Here is a 16,546-nt window from a genome sequence, read left to right as displayed (position 1 = left end):
GACGCGAAGGCAGACGGCTGGGCGGGCTGGGCGGTGGCGGGCCGTCCCGCCGCGGTGGTGCGGGCGGTGAGGATGAGGACGGTGGCCACGCTCAGGGGCGGGATGGCGAAGGCCGCGCGCCAGCCGAGGCCGTGGGCCAGCGTGACGCCGATGAGGATCGGGGACAGCACGGACGCCGAACTGGAGACCGCGTTCGCCACCCCGATCTGGACCGTTCCATCCCCCGGTGACGCGGCAGCCCGCAGCGCCGCCGGGACCAGTTGCACGAGGCCGGCGCCGCCGAGCCCGAGGATGAGCGCGCCGAGACCCGCGCCGAGCCGTCCGCCGCCGGTGGCCATGACGCAGGCGCCGCCCACCAGCGCGGCGAGGGCGACGGGAAGGGCGAGGCGGCCGAGCCGTCCCGCCGCCCAGTGCCCGACGAACCCGACGACCACGAGGCCGAGCGCGAAGGCCGACGGGTAGAGCGCGACCTCGCTGCGCGGGAGTCCCCGCTCCTCGCGCAGCTCGGGCAGGATCGCGCCGAGCGCGGTCAGCAGGTAGCCGAGGCACCCGAACGCCGCATAGAGCGCGAACCTCCCCGCACCGCGTCCGGCGATCGCGGTGAAAGGCCGTGCTCGTTCCATGTCCGCGGCCGGGCTCGGGCCAGTGTCGGCAGGATCCATCGCACGCCTCCCGGATTATGCTCGCACAACGAGGATAATCCGCGAAGGCCAGGATGTCACCATGCAGTCGAAGACCGCGCACTCCGCTCGGGCGCTGCGCAGCCAGGGCGCGCTGGCCGTGCTCCGGTACGTCCACGCGCACCCGTCCGCGACGCGCGCGGACACCTCCCGCGCGCTGGGGTTGAGCAGCGGGTCCGCCACGGAGATCACGAGCCGCCTCAAGGCGTCCCGGCTCATCGACGAGGACATACCGCCCCGTACCGGTGGCCGCGGCCGTCCGTCCCCCTCGATCACGGCGCACCCGGACGGCCCGCTGGTGTGCGTGGTCGACATCAGCCACGAGGCATGGCGGGTGGCGGCCGTCGAGCTGGGCGGCGGCGTCCTGACCGGGTCCGACGGCCGCCACACCGGCTCGCCCGAGATCATCGGACTGCTGGCCGAGCAGGTCGCGGCGCTCCACGTCCGCTACGGGCGGCGGCTGCGCGCGGTGTCCGCCTGCGTCGCGGGGACGGTCAGCGGGACGACGGTCGTCCAGGCGTCCGGCATGGGCTGGCGCGACGTCCCCCTGGAGCCGCTCAAACCCGCCGAAATCCCCCTGCTGGTCGGCAACGACGCCTCGCTCGCCGGCCTGGCCGAGGCGCGGCGCGGCGCCGGGGCGGGGTCGCGCGTCGTCCTGCACCTGACCGTGGAGGTCGGCGTCGGCGGCATCCTCGTGGTGGACGGACGGCCGGTGGACGGCGCGAGGGGCGCGGGCGGCGAGTTCGGCCACATGCCGTTCGGCGACCCCGCGCGTGAATGCCCGTGCGGCGCCCGCGGCTGCTGGGACCTGGAGGTCGACGGCCGCGCCATGTCCCGCGCCCTGCACCGCCCGCCGCCCCGCGACCCGCGCACGGCGGCCGAGGAGATCCTCGCGTCGTCCCAACCCGAGGCCCGGGAGGCCGTCGCGGGGGCGGCCCGCGCCCTCGGCCGGGGCATGGGCGCCCTGGTCAACGCCCTGGACCCGGACGTCGTCACGCTCTCGGGCCTGGCCACCGACCTGGCCGCGTCGGACGCCCTGTCCGACGGCTACACGGCGGGCCTGATGCGCTACCGCCGCGCCGACCCGCCGCCCGTCCGGCTCTCGACGCTCGGCCCGCGCGGCCCGCTGATGGGCGCCGCCGACGCCGCCTTCGACGTCCTCCTCACCGAGGAGGGCCTGGCCGCCTGGTCAGGCAGTTAGGCCTGACGCCATTCCGGGACGGCTCCCGCTTCGTGCAGGCAGAGATCGGGGGCGCCTTCCAGTGCCTTTTCCTCACCGCCCGGCGTGTACGTCACGATGAGCCGGAGCGGGCGCCACGTCGTGTTGTACGTGGAATGCCAGACGCCCTTCGGGATGTGGACGGCGTCGCCCTCCCCGATCGGGAACGGCTCCCCGTCGTCCACCATTTGCGTCGCCTCACCGGAGATCACGTAGATGATCTCCTCCGCGTTCGGGTGGTTGTGCCGCGCGTGCCCCTTCCCCGGATTGACGATCACCTCGCCCAGCGTGCTGCTCGCGCCCTCGACGCTCGACGGGGTGACGAACCATTTGATGGACCCCCAGTCGAAGGCCATCGTCGTCACGTCACCGGGATTGACCAGCATTCAGATCTCCAGATTCTTGAAGGCCGCCACCTGCTGCGTAATGGCCCGCTCGGTCGGCAGCCGCTCGACCGATGACGCACCGAAGAAACCGACGACACCTTCCGTCCGCGACAGCACGTAAGCGGCGTCATCCGGCTCGGCAATGGGACCGCCGTGACACAGGACGAGGACGTCCGACCGCACAGCGAACGCCGCGTCCCGCATGGCCTGGACCCGCTCGACCGCCTCGTCCAGCGTCAACGCCGTGCCCGCGCCGATGCTGCCCTTCGTCGTCAGCCCGACATGCGGGACGAGAACGTCGGCACCGGCCTCCGCCATCGCCCGCGCCTGATCCTCGTCGAACACATAAGGCGCGGTGACGAGACCGCGCTGATGAGCGAGCCGCACCATCTCGACTTCCAACTCATAGCCCATGCCGGTCTCTTCGATGTTCTCCCGGAAAACCCCATCATAAAGCCCGACGGTCGGGAAGTTCTGTACCCCCGCGAACCCCATGGCCTTCAACTGATCCAGGAACACGGGCATCACCCGGAACGGATCGGTACCGCACACTCCCGCAAGCACCGGCGTCTCCTTGACGACCGGCAGCACCTCGGACGCCATTTCCACCACGATCTGATTGGCGTCCCCATAAGGCAGCAGCCCGGCCAGCGACCCCCGCCCCGCCATCCGGTACCGGCCGGAGTTGTAGATGATGATCAGATCCACACCACCGGCCTCGGCGCACTTGGCGGACAGTCCCGTCCCCGCCCCCGCGCCGATGATCGGCTTGCCTTCCGCAACCGCGTTCCGCAGCCGGAACAGCACCGTGTCACGGTTCACTGCGATCCCCCCGAGATCATCTGGTGCAGCCGGTCGGCCATCGCGCGGCCGAACGCCGGATCGTTGATGTTCATGTCGAGTCGCTCCGTTTCCACGGCACCCGCCATGGCCGCGAAGCACGCCTCGTCCGCCTCCGGATCATGGAAGGGCATCCCCGGCGCGTCCAACGCCGACACTCCCCCGAGCGGCAGGAACAGCACGGTCGCCCCAGTCGCCGCCCGCAACTTCTCCGCGACCCGCAGCCCCAACTCGGCCATCTCTTCCCGAGTGGTCCGCATCAGCGTCACGGTCGGGTTGTGGACGTAGAGGTTCCGCCCCTCGAACCGCTCGGGAACCGTCTCCAGCGGCCCGAAGTTGACCATGTCCAAGGCCCCGGGCGCCACGACCTGCGGAATCCCGAACCGCCCCGCCGCCGTAAGCCGCTCAGGCCCGGCCGAAAGGACACCGCCCACCAGATCGTCCGCCAGCTCCGTCGTCGTCAGATCGAGCACCCCCGCAAGCAGCCCGCTCTCCACAAGCCCCTCAAGCGCCCGCCCACCGGCCCCGGTCGCGTGAAAGACGAGCACTTCGTAACCCAGCTCGTCCAGCCGTTCCCGCGCCGCCTCCACCGCCGGCGTCGTGACCCCGAACATGGACGCCCCGACCAGCGGCCGCTCGTCCACCACGGCCGCGGCCCGAGTCTCCTCATAAGCCTTGGCCATCCCAACAACGGCACCCGCCGCATTACCAAGAATGAGCCGCGACACACGATTAATGCCCGCAATATCAACGACGCTGTACATCAGCGTCACGTCCTTAGCGCCCACATAAGGCGACACGTCCCCGGACGCCATAGTGGACACAATAATCTTGGGCACCCCAATAGGCAGATCCCGAACGGCCCGAGCCGCAATCGAAGACCCACCACTTCCGCCGACCGCAAGCACGGCATCGACCCGCTCCAACCCGGCGAGCACAACCGCAGCCCCTTCACCCATCACAGTGACGGCGGCGCCCCGATCCCCCGCGTCCCACAACGCACTCAGCGAAGCGCCCCCGGCCCGCGCGACGTCCTCAGCGGAAACGTCCGCCTCCACCTCAGCCGCCCCAACGCCCGCGTCCACCAACACCACATCGCACCCGAGCTCCCGCACCCGCTCCCGAAGCCACACGTACTCCGGCCCCTTGGTATCGAGCGTCCCCACCAGAACCACAGTCGCCATGCACGACCACTTCTCACCCCACCCACCCCCCAACCGACCAAACCCTGCCGGCACCATCACGAGCAAGATCGATCAAATGGGACAATCGAGGCATGGCCAACGCCTCCCTCGCCGGACTGCTGCGCAGCACCATCGCGACCGTCCTCACGCTGCTGGTCGGTGCGGGACTGGTGGCGCTCATGGTCGGCCTCGTAGCGACCGAGGTCCCGGACGGCAACCGAGACCTGGACGCCTACAAGGCCGCGCCGCGCTGCCCGTCCGCGCCCGCCGAGCCCGCCGAATGCCGCTGGACGCAGGAGTTCACGGTGTCCGACATCCGACTGACGTACAAGCGGGGCAAACTGGACCGCGCCACCTTGACGGACGCGAACGGCGCCAAATGGGAGACGGCCTACACCACCACCGGCCCCGTCCTGGACGACATGGACAAAGGCGACCGGCTCACGGGCACCATCTGGCGCGGCCGGGTGACCGAGGTCGCCATGAACGGCGACTCCCAGGACACGGAGGCCGCCCCGGACGACCTGCGAGCACGCATCCTCATCGGCGCCCTGATCGTGATCCCTCCCGGCCTCCTCATCATGGCCGTGTGCGTCTGGCGCCTGGGCGACAAGTGGACCCACCGCCGCGTCCCCCACGACCCGACCCACGGCATGACCGCCACCCTCGGCCTGGCCATGACCATCTTCTTCGGCGGCCTCGTCTGCCCGCTCCTGGTGAGTTCCGCCGGCGAGAACCTCTGGCCGGTAGCAGCCGTCTGGCTCCCAATGACCGCCATCATGACCATCGCCACCCGCATCTACGTAGTCATAAAGCGAGCCCGCTCCACAACCCCCAAGCAACCCGCATTCCAGTAAGCCGGAGTGGCGCGGTCGGGAATGGGGGGCATCTCAACCGACCGCACCACTCCGGCTCTACGGAGACCCGGACGCGCCTTGCCTTCTGACCGACGCGATGGCCCGGCCTAGCCGCTCAGGGCACCGCGCCCCGACAAGCACACGACCGTCCACCAGCGCCCACCACTCGCGCGTGTGATGCCCGAACCACACCAGGACGCCGTACTTCCGCGCGAGCACCTGAGTCATGTCGTTCTGGATCGGCCGCACGTCGCTCACAGCCGCGGCCTCCAACGGCCCCAGGCTCATGACTCCACGTCCCAGGTGAACTCGGCCCACATGGTCTGGCCGGACTCGGTGATGTCATGCCCGATCTTGTCGGCGGTCTGCTCGACGATGAACAGTCCCCGTCCGTACTCGGAAACCGCGTCCAGGACCGCGTCCGGTGGCTTCCACACTCCTGCGCCGGCGTCCGTCACAGCGATGCGTGCCCATCCAGGCCGCAAGGCCACGGCGACCGACACTTCTCCGCCGGGGGCTCCGCTGATGGTGTGCCGAAGAGAGTTCGCCGCAAGTTCGGAAACGACCAGTTCGGCGTCGGACGTCCGCGGGGAGCCGTCGAGGAGCCCGCGCACGTATGCGCGGATCGCAGGAACCATGGATGGGAGACCTGGGTAGGTCTGGGACCATTCCATGACAGGAGGCACCCCCAAAGTGATCACGTAATGACGGTAAGTGACAGTCAAGCTGAGTACTCAGCTTGAGAGTTGAGTACGCAGCTTGTCAAGCTTGCGTCGAGAAAACGCACCCACTTCGCCACCGGAGTCACAGTGACCCAGCCCGCATATCTACGCATCGCCGACAATCTGCGCCAACAGATCGTCGACGGCCGCCTGGCACCGAGCGACCGGGTTCCCTCCCGTCACCAACTCGCGCGGGAGCACGGCGTCTCCGATCGTGTGGCCGTCGAGGCCGTCAGGCTTCTGGTGTCCGAGGGCTACGTGGAGTCTCGTTCCGGCAGCGGCACATATGTGCGTCAGCGCCCGCAGGTGAAGCGCCTTACCAGGAGCTGGTACCGCGAGGCGCGCGGGCGGGGAAGCTCTCCGTTCCGGGCGGATATGGAGGCGCAGGGACGGGCAGGGGCGTGGCGTTCCACCTCGGAGACGAGCCCGGCGTCGCCGGCCGTGGCCGGGCGGCTTGGCATTGCGGAGGGCGACCCTGTGCTGGCGACGCGGTACACCTTTCTCGCGGACGAGCAGCCCGTCATGCTCTCGACCTCCTGGGAGCCGCTGGACATCACGCGTGGGACGCCAGCGATGCTGCCCGAAGAGGGGCCGTACGCGGGTGCCGGCGTGATCGCGCGGATGCGGGCCATCGGGCAAGAGGTCACGCTGGCCACCGAGGTCGTGACGGCGCGGGCCATTCTCGCGGACGAGGCCGAGCAACTGGGTGAGCCGGTGGGATCCATCGTGATGGTGATCCAGCGCACCTACACCGGGGACCGTCCGGTCGAGACCGCCGACATCGTGGTGCCCGTCGACCGCTACGAGTTGGCCTACACCATCCCCGTCGATTAACGGCGGCTGAGGTAGTTGGTCACGCGGTCTTGGGTGCGATCTCCGGCCGTTCGGGGCTGCGCCGCTACCGATCAGGCTGCGACTGATGCAATGCGCGGGCTTTCCGACGACGGGCTTCGCGCCGCATAATGTGTCCGACCGATAGACCCAAAAAGATCAGCAGTCCAAGTCCCAGCCAGGACAGGAAGGCTACCGGCACCGCTCTTGCCCAGCCAAGCCAGGCCACTGCTACCAAGGGATATACCAGCGAGATCGACAGAGTCGCGACGCAACCACAGCCGACGGGTATCTGCTCAGTCCACGCCCAGGAACCGTACGCATCCCGGGCGATGCTCCTGAACAACGCCTTCCCAGGGTAGAGAAAGTCGGCGAGTTCGGCCGTGCGTTCGATTTTGGCGGCGCGTTCAAGAGAAAAGCGAACGGCACTGTTCTCGTGTATCACTGCCCGGAGCCCTTCGATCAACGTTTGACGCAGGTGGGCCCGGGCTTCGATAGGAAGACTGGAGTTCGTCTTGGCAAGCACCACCAACGCATCGTTGACGCGGTCGAGATCGAGATCGACATGCCGGAATAGTCTCAGGCCGAACGGTGGCTTTAGTTCCCTGGTGAGGGCAATGATTTCGGCAAGCGCATCCGGGGGGACGTCCGGCGACCCGGCAGTACTCTGAGCGAGGCTGCGGTAGCGGGACACGATGTGCGGATCTTCGGGTAACAGCGTCAAAGCCTCGAGCACGCCCGGCCGGTTCATCTGCAAGCATGCGTGCATATCGGCGGCGAACCTCCAAATCGTCCGGAGCGATCTCGAATGCTCGCTCCGCTTGCCCGCGACGTGCCAGAGAGCGAGCGTAGGCGAGCGAAACCAACGGGTCTCCGGGCTCAAGACTGTGGGCCTTGTTCACGTCCCGGTCGCTGCCGCGCGCCACGAGTTCCCGGGCAAAGGCACGGCGGACTTCCCTGTCGTCCGGATCTACTTCATACGCGAGTTGGAGATCCTGGAGGCCGTGACCGCCTTCGGCGAGGTTTGCCTGAGCACGCCGGAAAAGGCAACGTGGGTGCAGTGGTTCTAAAGCCAATCCACGCTGTGCCTGGTAAAGGGCAAGCTGAGTCTTACCTGCGGCAAGGCTCTGCCCCGCCCTTTCCGCCCAACCCTCCGCATCGTCGGCGCTCATTTGCCGTCCCGTGCCGAGGGAAGCGTTGCGCAGGACGGTGCCTGACAGGTTGCGCAGGCCGTCCACTATCTCGGCGGCGGACGGGCGTGCGGCCGGCTCCTTGGCGAAGGAGCGCCTCACTAGGTCGAGCAAGGGCCCATGCAATCCTTCCAGGACTGGTTCGCCGTGCAAGATCCGGGTGTGGACGGTGCGGCGGTCGTCGCCGAACGGCGGCGCACCGGACGCCGCGTAGGCAACGGTGCCCGCCCATGCGAACAGGTCAGCGGCATTAGTGACCCGCTCCCCGAGGAGTTGTTCCGGCGCCATGTACGGCGGGGGTACCCCAGAGTTGTCCGGTGGCGGTGATCCTGGTGTCACGTCCGGCGAGAACGGCAATGCCGAAGTCGATGACGCGCGGACCATGCGGTCCAAGGAGGACGTTGGCGGGTTTCAGGTCGCGGTGCGCGATGCCCTGCCCGTGGATGTGCTCCAGCGCGGCGGCGACGCCGACCGCAACCTCCTCTAGCGCCGCGCCGCGCAGCGGGCCATCGCGCCGGACGGCCTGGCTTAGGGCAAGCCCATCGATGTACTCCACGACCAGGTACGGCGGGTCACCGTCCGGATCGGCGTCGAGGAGCGCGGCCGTGCAGCGGCGACCGAGCCGGCGGAGGGCGGCAATCTCGCGCCGAAATCGAGCGGAGATGGCGCCGTCCTCGTGGCGCACCAACTCCGGCTTGATCATCTTTACCGCGACGTACGTGCCCGTGACATCGTCGGCAAGGTAGACCGTGCCCATTCCGCCAGAGCCAAGTCTCGCCAAGATGCGGTAACCGCCGATCGAGTCGGGATCGCCAGCCTGGAGGGGAGTCCCCACTCGGTCTCCTCGGATCCGAAATCCTGAAAGGGCCGTCTGTACAGACGCGTGGGTCGAGTGCCAGGTTCACCCTACAGAAAGGACTTGCCTCTGTGATGACGCCATCTTCTAGGAAGGACTCCCTCGCCCTCGTAGAAGAGTTCGTCGTGAGTGGCCACCAGAACCTACACGTCCAAGCCAGGTGTTCATGGTCCATGTTGCGGAAGCGTCAGGGGACGCGCGCGGCTCGTCGGCACGAGGGACCGCGTGGCTCGGTTGGCTGTCGATCACTATGAAGGCGCCGTCGCGCAGATTCGCACACCTGGCCGCATTACAAGATCGGTTCAGTCGGCCATCTGAGTTGCGGAGGACTCGGTGATTACGCCGTCTTCTAGGTTTAGGACTCGGTCGGCTTCTGAGAGGAGGGTTTGGTCGTGGGTGGCTACCAGGACCGTTACGCCTTCGCTGGCTACTACTGCGCGTAGCAGGGGCATTATTGCGGCGGCTGTTTCGGAGTCGAGTTGGCCGGTGGGTTCGTCGGCTAGGAGCAACCTGGGGCGGTTTGCTAGGGCTCTGGCTATCGCCACGCGTTGGCGTTGGCCGCCGGAGAGTTCGTACGGGCGTTGGGCGGCGTGGTCTGCCAGGCCTACCAGGGAGAGTAGGACGCGTACTCGTTCGTCGCGTTCGGCAGGGTTCTTGCGGATCAGGCGTAGGGGGACTTCTACGTTTTCGGCGGCGGAGAGGACCGGGATCAGGCCGTGGGATTGGAAGACGTAGCCGATGTGGTCGCGGCGTAGGGCCAGGAGGTCGTCCTCTGGGAGTTCGCCCACCTCGCGGCCGGCGACGTGGACGGTGCCGCCGTCGGGGACGTCCAGGCCGCCGATCAGGTTGAGGAGCGTCGTCTTGCCGGAGCCTGAGCGGCCCTTGATGGCGACCAGTTCGCCTGGGGCGATGGTGAAGGACGCGCCGCGCAGGGCCGGGACCTCGATCTTGCCCGTGCGGTAGGTGCGCGTCAGGTCGTGGACGGCCACCATCGGGTCGGTCATGAGGTCTCCTCCCGGTCGGGCCAGACGCCGACGTGGTCGCTTTCCAGGGCGAGGCGGACGCGGTCGCGCAGGTCGAGGGCCTCGGTGAACGCGGCGGGGAGCTGGACGCGGCCGGTGCGGTCGAGGAGGGCGTACTCCTCGGCGGTGCCGCCGCCGCGGCGGACCTCGACGCTGGTGCGGCCGTCGCGGATGCCGACGGTGCGGTCGACGCGTTCGGACACCTGCGCGTCGTGGGTGACGACGACGGTGGTGGTGCCGAGTTCCTCGTTGACGCGGCGGAGCGCGGCGAAGACGCCGGCGGCGGTCGTGGTGTCGAGTTCGCCGGTGGGTTCGTCGGCCAGGATGACGTGGGGTTCGTTCGCGACGGCCACGGCGATCGCGATGCGCTGCTGCTGGCCGCCGGACAGTTCGGCGGGACGCCGGTTCGCGCAGTCGCCGACGTCCAGCATGCCGAGCAGTTCGGCGGCGCGGGTCGCGCGCTCGCGGCGGGAGCGGCCCGCGAACTTCATGGGCAGCTCGACGTTCTGCGCGGCGGTCAGGTACGGGAGGAGGTTGCGGGACGTCTGCTGCCAGACGAACCCGACCTGTTCGCGGCGGAAGCGGAGCCGTTCCTTGGACATCATGGTGAGCAGGTCCGAGCCGGCGACGCGGGCGACGCCGGCGGTCGGGACGTCCAGGCCGGACAGGATGTTGAGGAGGGTCGACTTGCCGGAGCCGGACGCGCCCACGATGGCGACGAGTTCCCCGGGGTCGACGAGCAGGTCGAGGCCCTGGAGGGCGACGACCTCGACGCCGTCCGTCTTGTAGATGCGGACGAGGTTGTCGCAGACGATGTGGGCGCCCTCGCCGTAGACGGGGCCGCGTTCGGCGGCGCGCCGCTCCAGTTCGGCGAGGTCGGGTGCGTTGGTCATCAGTCCCCCGTTCTCAGGGCGGTGCCGGGGCGGGTGTCGAAGAGGCGGTCGACGGCGATGGCCGCGGCGGCCGCCAGCAGGAGCGCGCCGATGAGGCCGAGGAGCGCGGCGAGGCCGGGGGTGTGCGCGGTGACGGCGAAGCCGCCGGTGTAGGGGCGCAGGTCGACGACCGGGCCGGTGATCTCGGGCAGGAGCAGGCCGAGCACCCAGCCGGCACCGACGGCGCAGAGGAGGACGGGTGCGATCTCGACTAGGGCGAGGCCGCGGCTCTGCCGCCGGCTGAGCCCGAGGGCGCGCAGGTGGGCGACGGTGCGGCCGCGGGCGCGGGCGCCGACGACCAGGACGAGCAGGACCGCGAGCAGCCCGAACACGCCGCCGATGAGCGCCCCGTTCCGGAACGTCTCGTGGACGACGGTCACCATGGGGTCGCGCGTCATGTCCCGCAGGACGTCCCGCCGCAGCTGGACGTCGCGTCCGGGGGCGGCGGCGCGCAGAGCCTCGGCGTCCACGTCACCGGTGACGAAGACCTGCGAGGGGAAGCCCGTCTCACCGGCGACCATCGTGTACGGGACGACGGCGAACGCCGTGCCCAGGCCCTGTCCGGGGAAGTGCTCGATCTGCCCGGAGGGCTTGACCTGGATCGGGGTCATCCCGGGCCGGCTCAGGGTCAGGGGACCCGTGCCCCTTGTGCGGGCGGTGAGCGGTGACAGGAGGACGCCCCGCCCGGACGGGATGCCCGGCACGTCGGGCGCCAGCTTCCGGTAGGCGTCCAGGTCCACGCCGACCACGGTCAGCGGCGCCTGGTCCGTGGCGGTCGACACCGTGGAGATGACCCGGACCCGGAGGGCGCCGGTCACTCCGGGCAGCGACCGGATGCGGGCGAGCGTCGCGTCGTCCACCGGCCCGGCCTCGATGCGCGCGTCCGCCCCGGTCTCCCACCAGGACGCGCGCACCTGGCCGTCCCGCAACCCGGTGTCCACGGTGGCGGTGAAGCCGGCGACGGTCGCGGCCAGCAGCAGGACGGCGAGCGGCAGCGCCCCGACGAGGTTCTGCCGGGACGCGCGCGCGAGGCCGAGGAACGCGACCGCGCCGCTGCGCCGCCGCAGCACTGGCCCGGTCGCGCGGAGCAGGTAGGGGTAGGCGCGCAGGACCAGGGCGCCGAGCGCCGCGCCGAGCAGCACGGGAACGGCGGCGACCAGCGGGTCGGTCCCGGCGGACGCGCCGCGCTCGCGCAGCAGCACGACGCCGAGCACCGCGAGCGCGACCAGCAGGCCGTCCAGCACGAGCCGGCGCGGTGAGGGCCGGGCGGCGGCGAGGTCGTCGCGCCGATCGGTGGCCGAGCCGAGTCCGCCGCCGCGCTCCCGCCCCACCATGACGGCGGGGACGCCGAGCACGGCGACCACGAGCGCGGCGATCACGTAGCCGGACGTCAGCTGCGGCGGGCCGACGTCCAGCAGCCGGCCGGCCGCGTATCCGAGCACGGCGGACGGGACGACGGCGAGCGCGGTGAGCCCGCAGGCGGGGGCGGCGAGCTGCCGCAGCGAGGCGCCGCGCGCCCGCATCGTGCCGAGGATCGGGCGGAGCCGCTCGGCGAGCAGCCCGGCGGCGAGCAGCAGCACCCCGGCGGCGACGGCGGCGAGCCCGCCGAAGGCCAGCCCGAGCACGGAGCGCGCCGTGTGCAGCCGTCCGGCGAACCCGGTCAGCCGGTCGTCGAGCGCGGAGACGACATCGCACGGGAAGAGTCCGGAGCGTCCCCGCACGGCGGAGCGGAACGCGCCGAGGTCGCCGGCCAGGGCACCGGCGTCCCCGGCGTCGATGTCCGCGGCGCGGATCGGGAAGCGCCAGCTGAAGGTGAACTGCGTGTCGCTCTCGCGGACGACCCGCGAGTATCCGCTGACGCCCAGCAGCGCGGTGCCCGCGTCGGCCTGCCCCCCGTCGCCGCCGAGCGACACCTTCACCGGGTGCAGCAGGCTGGGGCGGGGCGCCCAGAACGGGTCGGCGGCGTTCACCGGCTCGTACAGTCCGGAGATCTCGACCGAGAGGTCCCCGAGGTCCATCCGGTCGCCGACCTTGTAGCCGAGCTGCCGGGCGTACTTCGCGGAGACCATGACGCGGATGTCGCCGCTCGTCTCCGACGGCGGGTTGACCGCCGGGTCGCCCGCGACGACCCGGATGCGGCTCCACGCGCCGAGATCCCAGCCCAGGTACAGCAGCCGGGGCGCGGAGAACCGCCCGGGGACGCGCAGCCGCGCGCTCATCGCGGACGCCTCCGGTTCGCCGGCGACCTTCGCCAGCGAGCGCGGCAGCATCTGCTGCCAGGTGACGCTGTTGGCCTCCATCGCGGCCTGGCTCGGGACGGCCGACCACGCGGTGCTCCCCGCCGCCTTGCCCTCGACCGTGAGGTCGGCGGACGAGCCGATGGCGGCGGCAGCGGCGCGGTCGTAGCCGGCGGCCGTGCGGGACGGGACGGCGACCGCGAGCAGCGCCGACAGCAGCGACAGCACGGCCAGCGCGACGAGCGGCGCCCACTGCGCCCGGACCAGCCGCATGGCGGAGCCTCTCATCGGTCCTCCCCCACGCGCAGGCCGGCGCCGAGGTTACGGCGCCGCAGCACCCGCATCACCGGCGGCAGGACGAGGCCGAGCACCGCTGCGACACCGGCGAGCATGGCCAGCACCACCGGCCACTGGACGACGAGTTCGGCGGGCGGGTACGGCTGCGCGGCCTGGACGCTGAGCACGACGTGCGGGACGACGAGCCGCGCGACGACGAGGCCGAGGACCGTCCCGCCGAGCAGGCCGAGCGCGACCAGGTACGCCTGCTCGATCGCGAGCATCCCGGCGACCTGCCTCGGATGGACGCCGAGGGCGCGCAGCACCGCGAACTCGCGGGTCCGCTCGCCCGCCGTGACCGCCGCGTTCACGACGAACGCGATGACGGCGAACGCGAGTGCGGCGCCGAAGCCGAGCACGAGCGCGCCCTGGAGCGCCGCGCCGAGCGGGGCGTCCCGCAGTTCGGCGCGGACCTTGACGCGGTCGGCGGCGACCTCGCCCCAGGCCGGGTGCTCGCCGAGCGCCCGGACGGCCGCAGCGGTGTGGCCGCCGCGCACCGCCGCCCACCATTCGCCGGGCTCGATGCTGTCGGTGGTGGCGCCGCCGGCGGCGAGGCGACTCTGGGTGAGCGTCGGCAGGTCGACGAGGACGCCGGGTTCGCCGGGCGGCACGGTCGGCAGCGCGGGCGCGATCCCCAGGACCTTGACCGGCTGGTCGCCGTCCACGGTGCTGATGGTGACGGTGCCGCCGACGCCGACCTTGGCGCGCCCGGCCATCTCATCGGTGATCACGCCGGGCACGGTCGGCCGGAGGTCGGTGTTCTGCAGCCCGTGCTTCGGCGGCGTGGCCGTGGCGAGGATCGCGTGGACGGTGGCGCCGGTCGCGCTGCTGTAGATGCCGCGGCTCGGGTCCGGGTCGGCGGTCGCGGGCAGCGAGATCTCCGCGAGGCCCTCCTCCGCGTCCTTGAGGCGTGGTTTGAGGAGCTTCCTCGGGTCTGGCGAGTAGGCGAACACGTCCCAGCGTAGGTCTGCGGGCGGCTTGGCGTCCCCGGTGCCGTCGCCGTGCACGCCCATGACCCGCAGGTCGAGCGGCCCGGTGTAGGCGTTGTTGTCGTAGGCGTAGTGGACGCCCCTGACCGACAGCGGGTAGGACGGCACGCCGCCCGGCCCCGCGAGGTCGGCGGCGTCCAGCGCGACCGTGTGCTCGTCGCCGTCGGCGGGGAAGCCGGGCAGCTCCACCTGCCGGGCCAGCCCGTGCGCGTCCACGACGGTCACCGCGACCTCGTACTCCGTGCCGGACGACGGCTCGTCGCCTCCGGGCGTCGGGCCGGTGCGGGTGAGGCTCAGGTCGAACAGCAGCCGCTTCGGCTTGCCGGGGACGGTCAGCGCGGGGGCTTCGGGACGGGCCGCCGCCAGCTCGTCCAGCCGCAGGTCGTTCCGCAGATCGGGCTGGACGCGCAGCACCTGCCCGAGGGTCGAGGTGTCGGCGGCGAGCAGCGTCGCGGGCTCGTTGCCGAGGTCGCCGTCCGCGCGCAGCACCGCCGTCGCCGCCGTGACGCCGGGCAGCGCCGCGAAGCGTCCGCCCTGCCCGAGCGTCGCCGGGCCGCCGCCGCTGGTGGCTGCGGTGAGCCGCAGGTCGGCGCCGCTCTGGAAGTCGGCCTGGTCGGTCTGCGACCGCTGCCAGGTCGCCATCGTCGTCACCGACAGCACCCCGACTGCCATCGCCATGACCAGCAGCAGGACCGGTCCCGCGTAGCGGAGCTGGCGCCGTCCGACCTGCCGGGTGCCGAGGACGGACACGAGCCCGCGCCCGCGCGTCGCGACCCGCTCGGCGATGCGCGACACCCCGGGCACGACCCGGAGCAGCAGCACCCCGCCGGCGAGCAGCGCGAGCGCCGGGCCGGACACGATTAACGGGTCGATGCCGGACGTTCCGCCCCCGGTGCCGCCCGCGCCGTCCGCCCCGTACCGGGTGAGCTGCCAAATCGCGAGCCCGGCGATGAGCAGCAGCGCGAGGTCGACGCCGGATCCGCGCAGGCCACCGCGCCCCTGCCGGCCGATCCCGGCCTGCGCCTCGACGAACGTGCGGTTGGCGCCGCGCAGCGTCGGGATCGTCAATGCGATCGCGCAGGCCAGCGCCGTCAGCACCGACACGATCCACAGCGGGGCGACGGGCCCGGCGTCCAGCCGCAGCCCGGACGCGCGCACCGCCGGGGCGTGCCCGGCGAGCCGCAGCAGCGGGCGGGCGAGCAGCGGCCGAGCACCGCGGCGGGCAGCACGATCAGCAGCCCCTCGGCGAGGCCGAGCCGCGCGAGCTGCCGCATCCCCATGCCGCGGGTGCGCAGCAGCGCGACCTCGCCGCGCCGGTGGTCGGCGAGCAGCCGTGCGACGAGCAGCCACGCGCACCCGGCCAGCAGGACGAGCTGGATCACCGGGATCAGCATCGTGGAACGTGCCACGAGCACGGCGCCGTTCAGCTGCCCGGTCAGTTCGGGGAGCTTCGTCACGACGGTGAACTGCGCGCCGTCGCCGATGTCCTTGAAGGTGTCGTCCGCGTGCGTGACACGGTCGCCGAGCGGGCCGAGGTCGCCGGACTCGACGCCGCGCAGGTCGGGCATGACGGTGAAGCGGGCGTCGGACCCGGTGCCGGTGAACTTGCCGGCGAACACCTCGGGACGCACCACGAACGGCCCGTACGTCGTGTAGTCGAGCTTTTCGACACCGGTCGTGATGAGCCGGTCGTCCTGCCAGAAGTAGTGCTCCGGGTCGGGGACGTCGAACAGCCCGACGACCCGCACCTTCACGACCGACTTCTTGTCGACGCGGCCGTGCAGCGTGAGGACGTCGTCCACGTCGGCTTTGATGGCCTTGGCGGCAGCGGCGGGAAGCACCGCCTCCACTTCGTTCGCGGACGCGGCGGGCCAGCGTCCCTCGGTGAGGCGCGCGTGCTTCTCGATGCCGGTGTAGGTCTCGAACGCGGTCAGCTCGGGGTGGTCGCTCTTCTCCTGCCCGGGGAGGGTGTAGGAGTCGCTGCGCACGCTCATCGAGATCGCCAGCGGGACGTCCCGGTAGATCTGCTTGAGCGACTGATCGACCTCGCCCTGCACCTCGGTGAGGCCGTTCGCGGGGACGTGCGTGCCGATCGTCGTCCCGACCGAGGCGAACGTCGCGTCCGCCAGCGTCCGGCGCAGCCCCTCGCGGGTCACCGACCCGGTGTAGCCGACCAGGGCCGCGAGGACGGTCGTGGCGAACAGCGCGGTCGCGCAGGCGGCCAGCACCAGCGTCCGATCGCCGGCCATCCGCCTGAGTACAAGC

The 16,546-nt window shown here is 71.2% G+C and carries 15 protein-coding genes; 3 read left to right on the top strand and 12 right to left on the bottom strand.

The genetic code is table 11. The annotated features are described in order from the left end of the window. Window positions 1–662: MFS transporter (locus HUX53_RS21265; RefSeq protein ID WP_217919698.1), on the bottom strand; the 662-nt coding region annotated here is incomplete at its 3' end. A 61-nt stretch (window positions 663–723) separates the two neighbouring features. On the opposite strand from HUX53_RS21265, the gene HUX53_RS21260 reads away from it, so the two are divergent. After that, window positions 724–1,881, top strand: a complete 1,158-nt coding sequence (locus HUX53_RS21260) for an ROK family protein (RefSeq protein ID WP_176404973.1) — start codon at window positions 724–726, stop codon at window positions 1,879–1,881. Here the strand turns inward: HUX53_RS21260 and HUX53_RS21255 are convergent. The 3 genes from HUX53_RS21255 to HUX53_RS21245 are packed head-to-tail and all read right to left on the bottom strand — an operon-like array spanning window position 1,878 to window position 4,309. Then, the gene (locus tag HUX53_RS21255; RefSeq protein ID WP_176404972.1) at window positions 1,878–2,285 is read right to left on the bottom strand and encodes a cupin domain-containing protein; all 408 of its coding nucleotides are present in this window, start codon (window positions 2,283–2,285) and stop codon (window positions 1,878–1,880) included. The two genes, HUX53_RS21260 and HUX53_RS21255, sit on opposite strands and share 4 nt — an antisense overlap. Continuing rightward, window positions 2,286–3,113: a phosphoenolpyruvate hydrolase family protein gene (locus HUX53_RS21250; RefSeq protein WP_369009211.1), complete on the bottom strand. Its 828-nt coding sequence runs from the start codon at window positions 3,111–3,113 to the stop codon at window positions 2,286–2,288. Continuing rightward, on the bottom strand, window positions 3,104–4,309 hold the full coding sequence (locus HUX53_RS21245; protein WP_176404970.1) for a Tm-1-like ATP-binding domain-containing protein: 1,206 nt from the start codon (window positions 4,307–4,309) through the stop codon (window positions 3,104–3,106). The genes HUX53_RS21250 and HUX53_RS21245 overlap by 10 nt, the downstream gene beginning before the upstream one ends. A gap of 92 nt (window positions 4,310–4,401) precedes the next feature. On the opposite strand from HUX53_RS21245, the gene HUX53_RS21240 reads away from it, so the two are divergent. Beyond that, window positions 4,402–5,166, top strand: a complete 765-nt coding sequence (locus HUX53_RS21240; RefSeq protein WP_176404969.1) for a hypothetical protein — start codon at window positions 4,402–4,404, stop codon at window positions 5,164–5,166. A gap of 284 nt (window positions 5,167–5,450) precedes the next feature. Here HUX53_RS21240 and HUX53_RS21235 read toward each other — a convergent pair whose 3' ends face one another. Then, window positions 5,451–5,804: an ATP-binding protein gene (locus HUX53_RS21235; protein WP_176404968.1), complete on the bottom strand. Its 354-nt coding sequence runs from the start codon at window positions 5,802–5,804 to the stop codon at window positions 5,451–5,453. A 108-nt stretch (window positions 5,805–5,912) separates the two neighbouring features. Here HUX53_RS21235 and HUX53_RS21230 point away from each other — a divergent pair, with 108 nt between their 5' ends. Continuing rightward, window positions 5,913–6,722, top strand: coding sequence for a GntR family transcriptional regulator (locus HUX53_RS21230; RefSeq protein WP_217919697.1), 810 nt, complete (start codon window positions 5,913–5,915; stop codon window positions 6,720–6,722). A 64-nt stretch (window positions 6,723–6,786) separates the two neighbouring features. Here the strand turns inward: HUX53_RS21230 and HUX53_RS21225 are convergent, their stop codons facing one another. The 7 genes from HUX53_RS21225 to HUX53_RS21195 form a co-directional block, all read right to left on the bottom strand. Continuing rightward, window positions 6,787–7,476, bottom strand: a complete 690-nt coding sequence (locus tag HUX53_RS21225) for a hypothetical protein (RefSeq protein ID WP_176404967.1) — start codon at window positions 7,474–7,476, stop codon at window positions 6,787–6,789. Between the two features lie 683 nt (window positions 7,477–8,159). Beyond that, a complete protein-coding gene (locus HUX53_RS21220) occupies window positions 8,160–8,744 on the bottom strand; it encodes a serine/threonine-protein kinase (RefSeq protein WP_309237349.1) in 585 nt (194 codons plus the stop codon). Window positions 8,745–9,067: 323 nt separating this feature from the next. Further along, complete coding sequence (locus HUX53_RS21215; protein ID WP_176404965.1) at window positions 9,068–9,769, bottom strand: ABC transporter ATP-binding protein; 702 nt, start codon at window positions 9,767–9,769, stop codon at window positions 9,068–9,070. Next, window positions 9,766–10,680, bottom strand: a complete 915-nt coding sequence (locus HUX53_RS21210; protein ID WP_176404964.1) for an ABC transporter ATP-binding protein — start codon at window positions 10,678–10,680, stop codon at window positions 9,766–9,768. The genes HUX53_RS21215 and HUX53_RS21210 overlap by 4 nt, the downstream gene beginning before the upstream one ends. Then, entirely contained in the window at window positions 10,680–13,244 is a 2,565-nt protein-coding gene (locus tag HUX53_RS21205; RefSeq protein WP_176404963.1) for an FtsX-like permease family protein, read from the bottom strand. Before HUX53_RS21205 ends, HUX53_RS21210 begins: the two co-directional genes overlap by 1 nt. Continuing rightward, window positions 13,241–15,439: an FtsX-like permease family protein gene (locus HUX53_RS42600; protein ID WP_176404962.1), complete on the bottom strand. Its 2,199-nt coding sequence runs from the start codon at window positions 15,437–15,439 to the stop codon at window positions 13,241–13,243. Before HUX53_RS42600 ends, HUX53_RS21205 begins: the two co-directional genes overlap by 4 nt. Further along, window positions 15,373–16,530, bottom strand: a complete 1,158-nt coding sequence (locus tag HUX53_RS21195; protein WP_176404961.1) for an ABC transporter permease — start codon at window positions 16,528–16,530, stop codon at window positions 15,373–15,375. Before HUX53_RS21195 ends, HUX53_RS42600 begins: the two co-directional genes overlap by 67 nt. Window positions 16,531–16,546 lie beyond the last annotated feature (16 nt).

It is taken from the genome of Actinomadura sp. BRA 177, assembly GCF_013372625.1.
Classification (GTDB): domain Bacteria; phylum Actinomycetota; class Actinomycetes; order Streptosporangiales; family Streptosporangiaceae; genus Spirillospora.
Note: the sequence above shows the minus strand (reverse complement) of the source record. Positions and strands in the feature narration are given on the sequence as shown.

What these genes read in the sequence shown, in the direction of transcription:
- HUX53_RS21195 (WP_176404961.1), bottom strand. Translation starts at nt 16,530, where the DNA reads ATGGCCGGCGATCGGACGCTGGTGCTGGCCGCCTGCGCGACCGCGCTG.
- HUX53_RS21255 (WP_176404972.1), bottom strand. Translation starts at nt 2,285, where the DNA reads ATGCTGGTCAATCCCGGTGACGTGACGACGATGGCCTTCGACTGGGGG.
- HUX53_RS21210 (WP_176404964.1), bottom strand. Translation starts at nt 10,680, where the DNA reads ATGACCAACGCACCCGACCTCGCCGAACTGGAGCGGCGCGCCGCCGAA.
- HUX53_RS21235 (WP_176404968.1), bottom strand. Translation starts at nt 5,804, where the DNA reads ATGGTTCCTGCGATCCGCGCATACGTGCGCGGGCTCCTCGACGGCTCC.
- HUX53_RS21245 (WP_176404970.1), bottom strand. Translation starts at nt 4,309, where the DNA reads ATGGCGACTGTGGTTCTGGTGGGGACGCTCGATACCAAGGGGCCGGAG.
- HUX53_RS21260 (WP_176404973.1), top strand. Translation starts at nt 724, where the DNA reads ATGCAGTCGAAGACCGCGCACTCCGCTCGGGCGCTGCGCAGCCAGGGC.
- HUX53_RS21240 (WP_176404969.1), top strand. Translation starts at nt 4,402, where the DNA reads ATGGCCAACGCCTCCCTCGCCGGACTGCTGCGCAGCACCATCGCGACC.
- HUX53_RS21205 (WP_176404963.1), bottom strand. Translation starts at nt 13,244, where the DNA reads ATGAGAGGCTCCGCCATGCGGCTGGTCCGGGCGCAGTGGGCGCCGCTC.
- HUX53_RS21215 (WP_176404965.1), bottom strand. Translation starts at nt 9,769, where the DNA reads ATGACCGACCCGATGGTGGCCGTCCACGACCTGACGCGCACCTACCGC.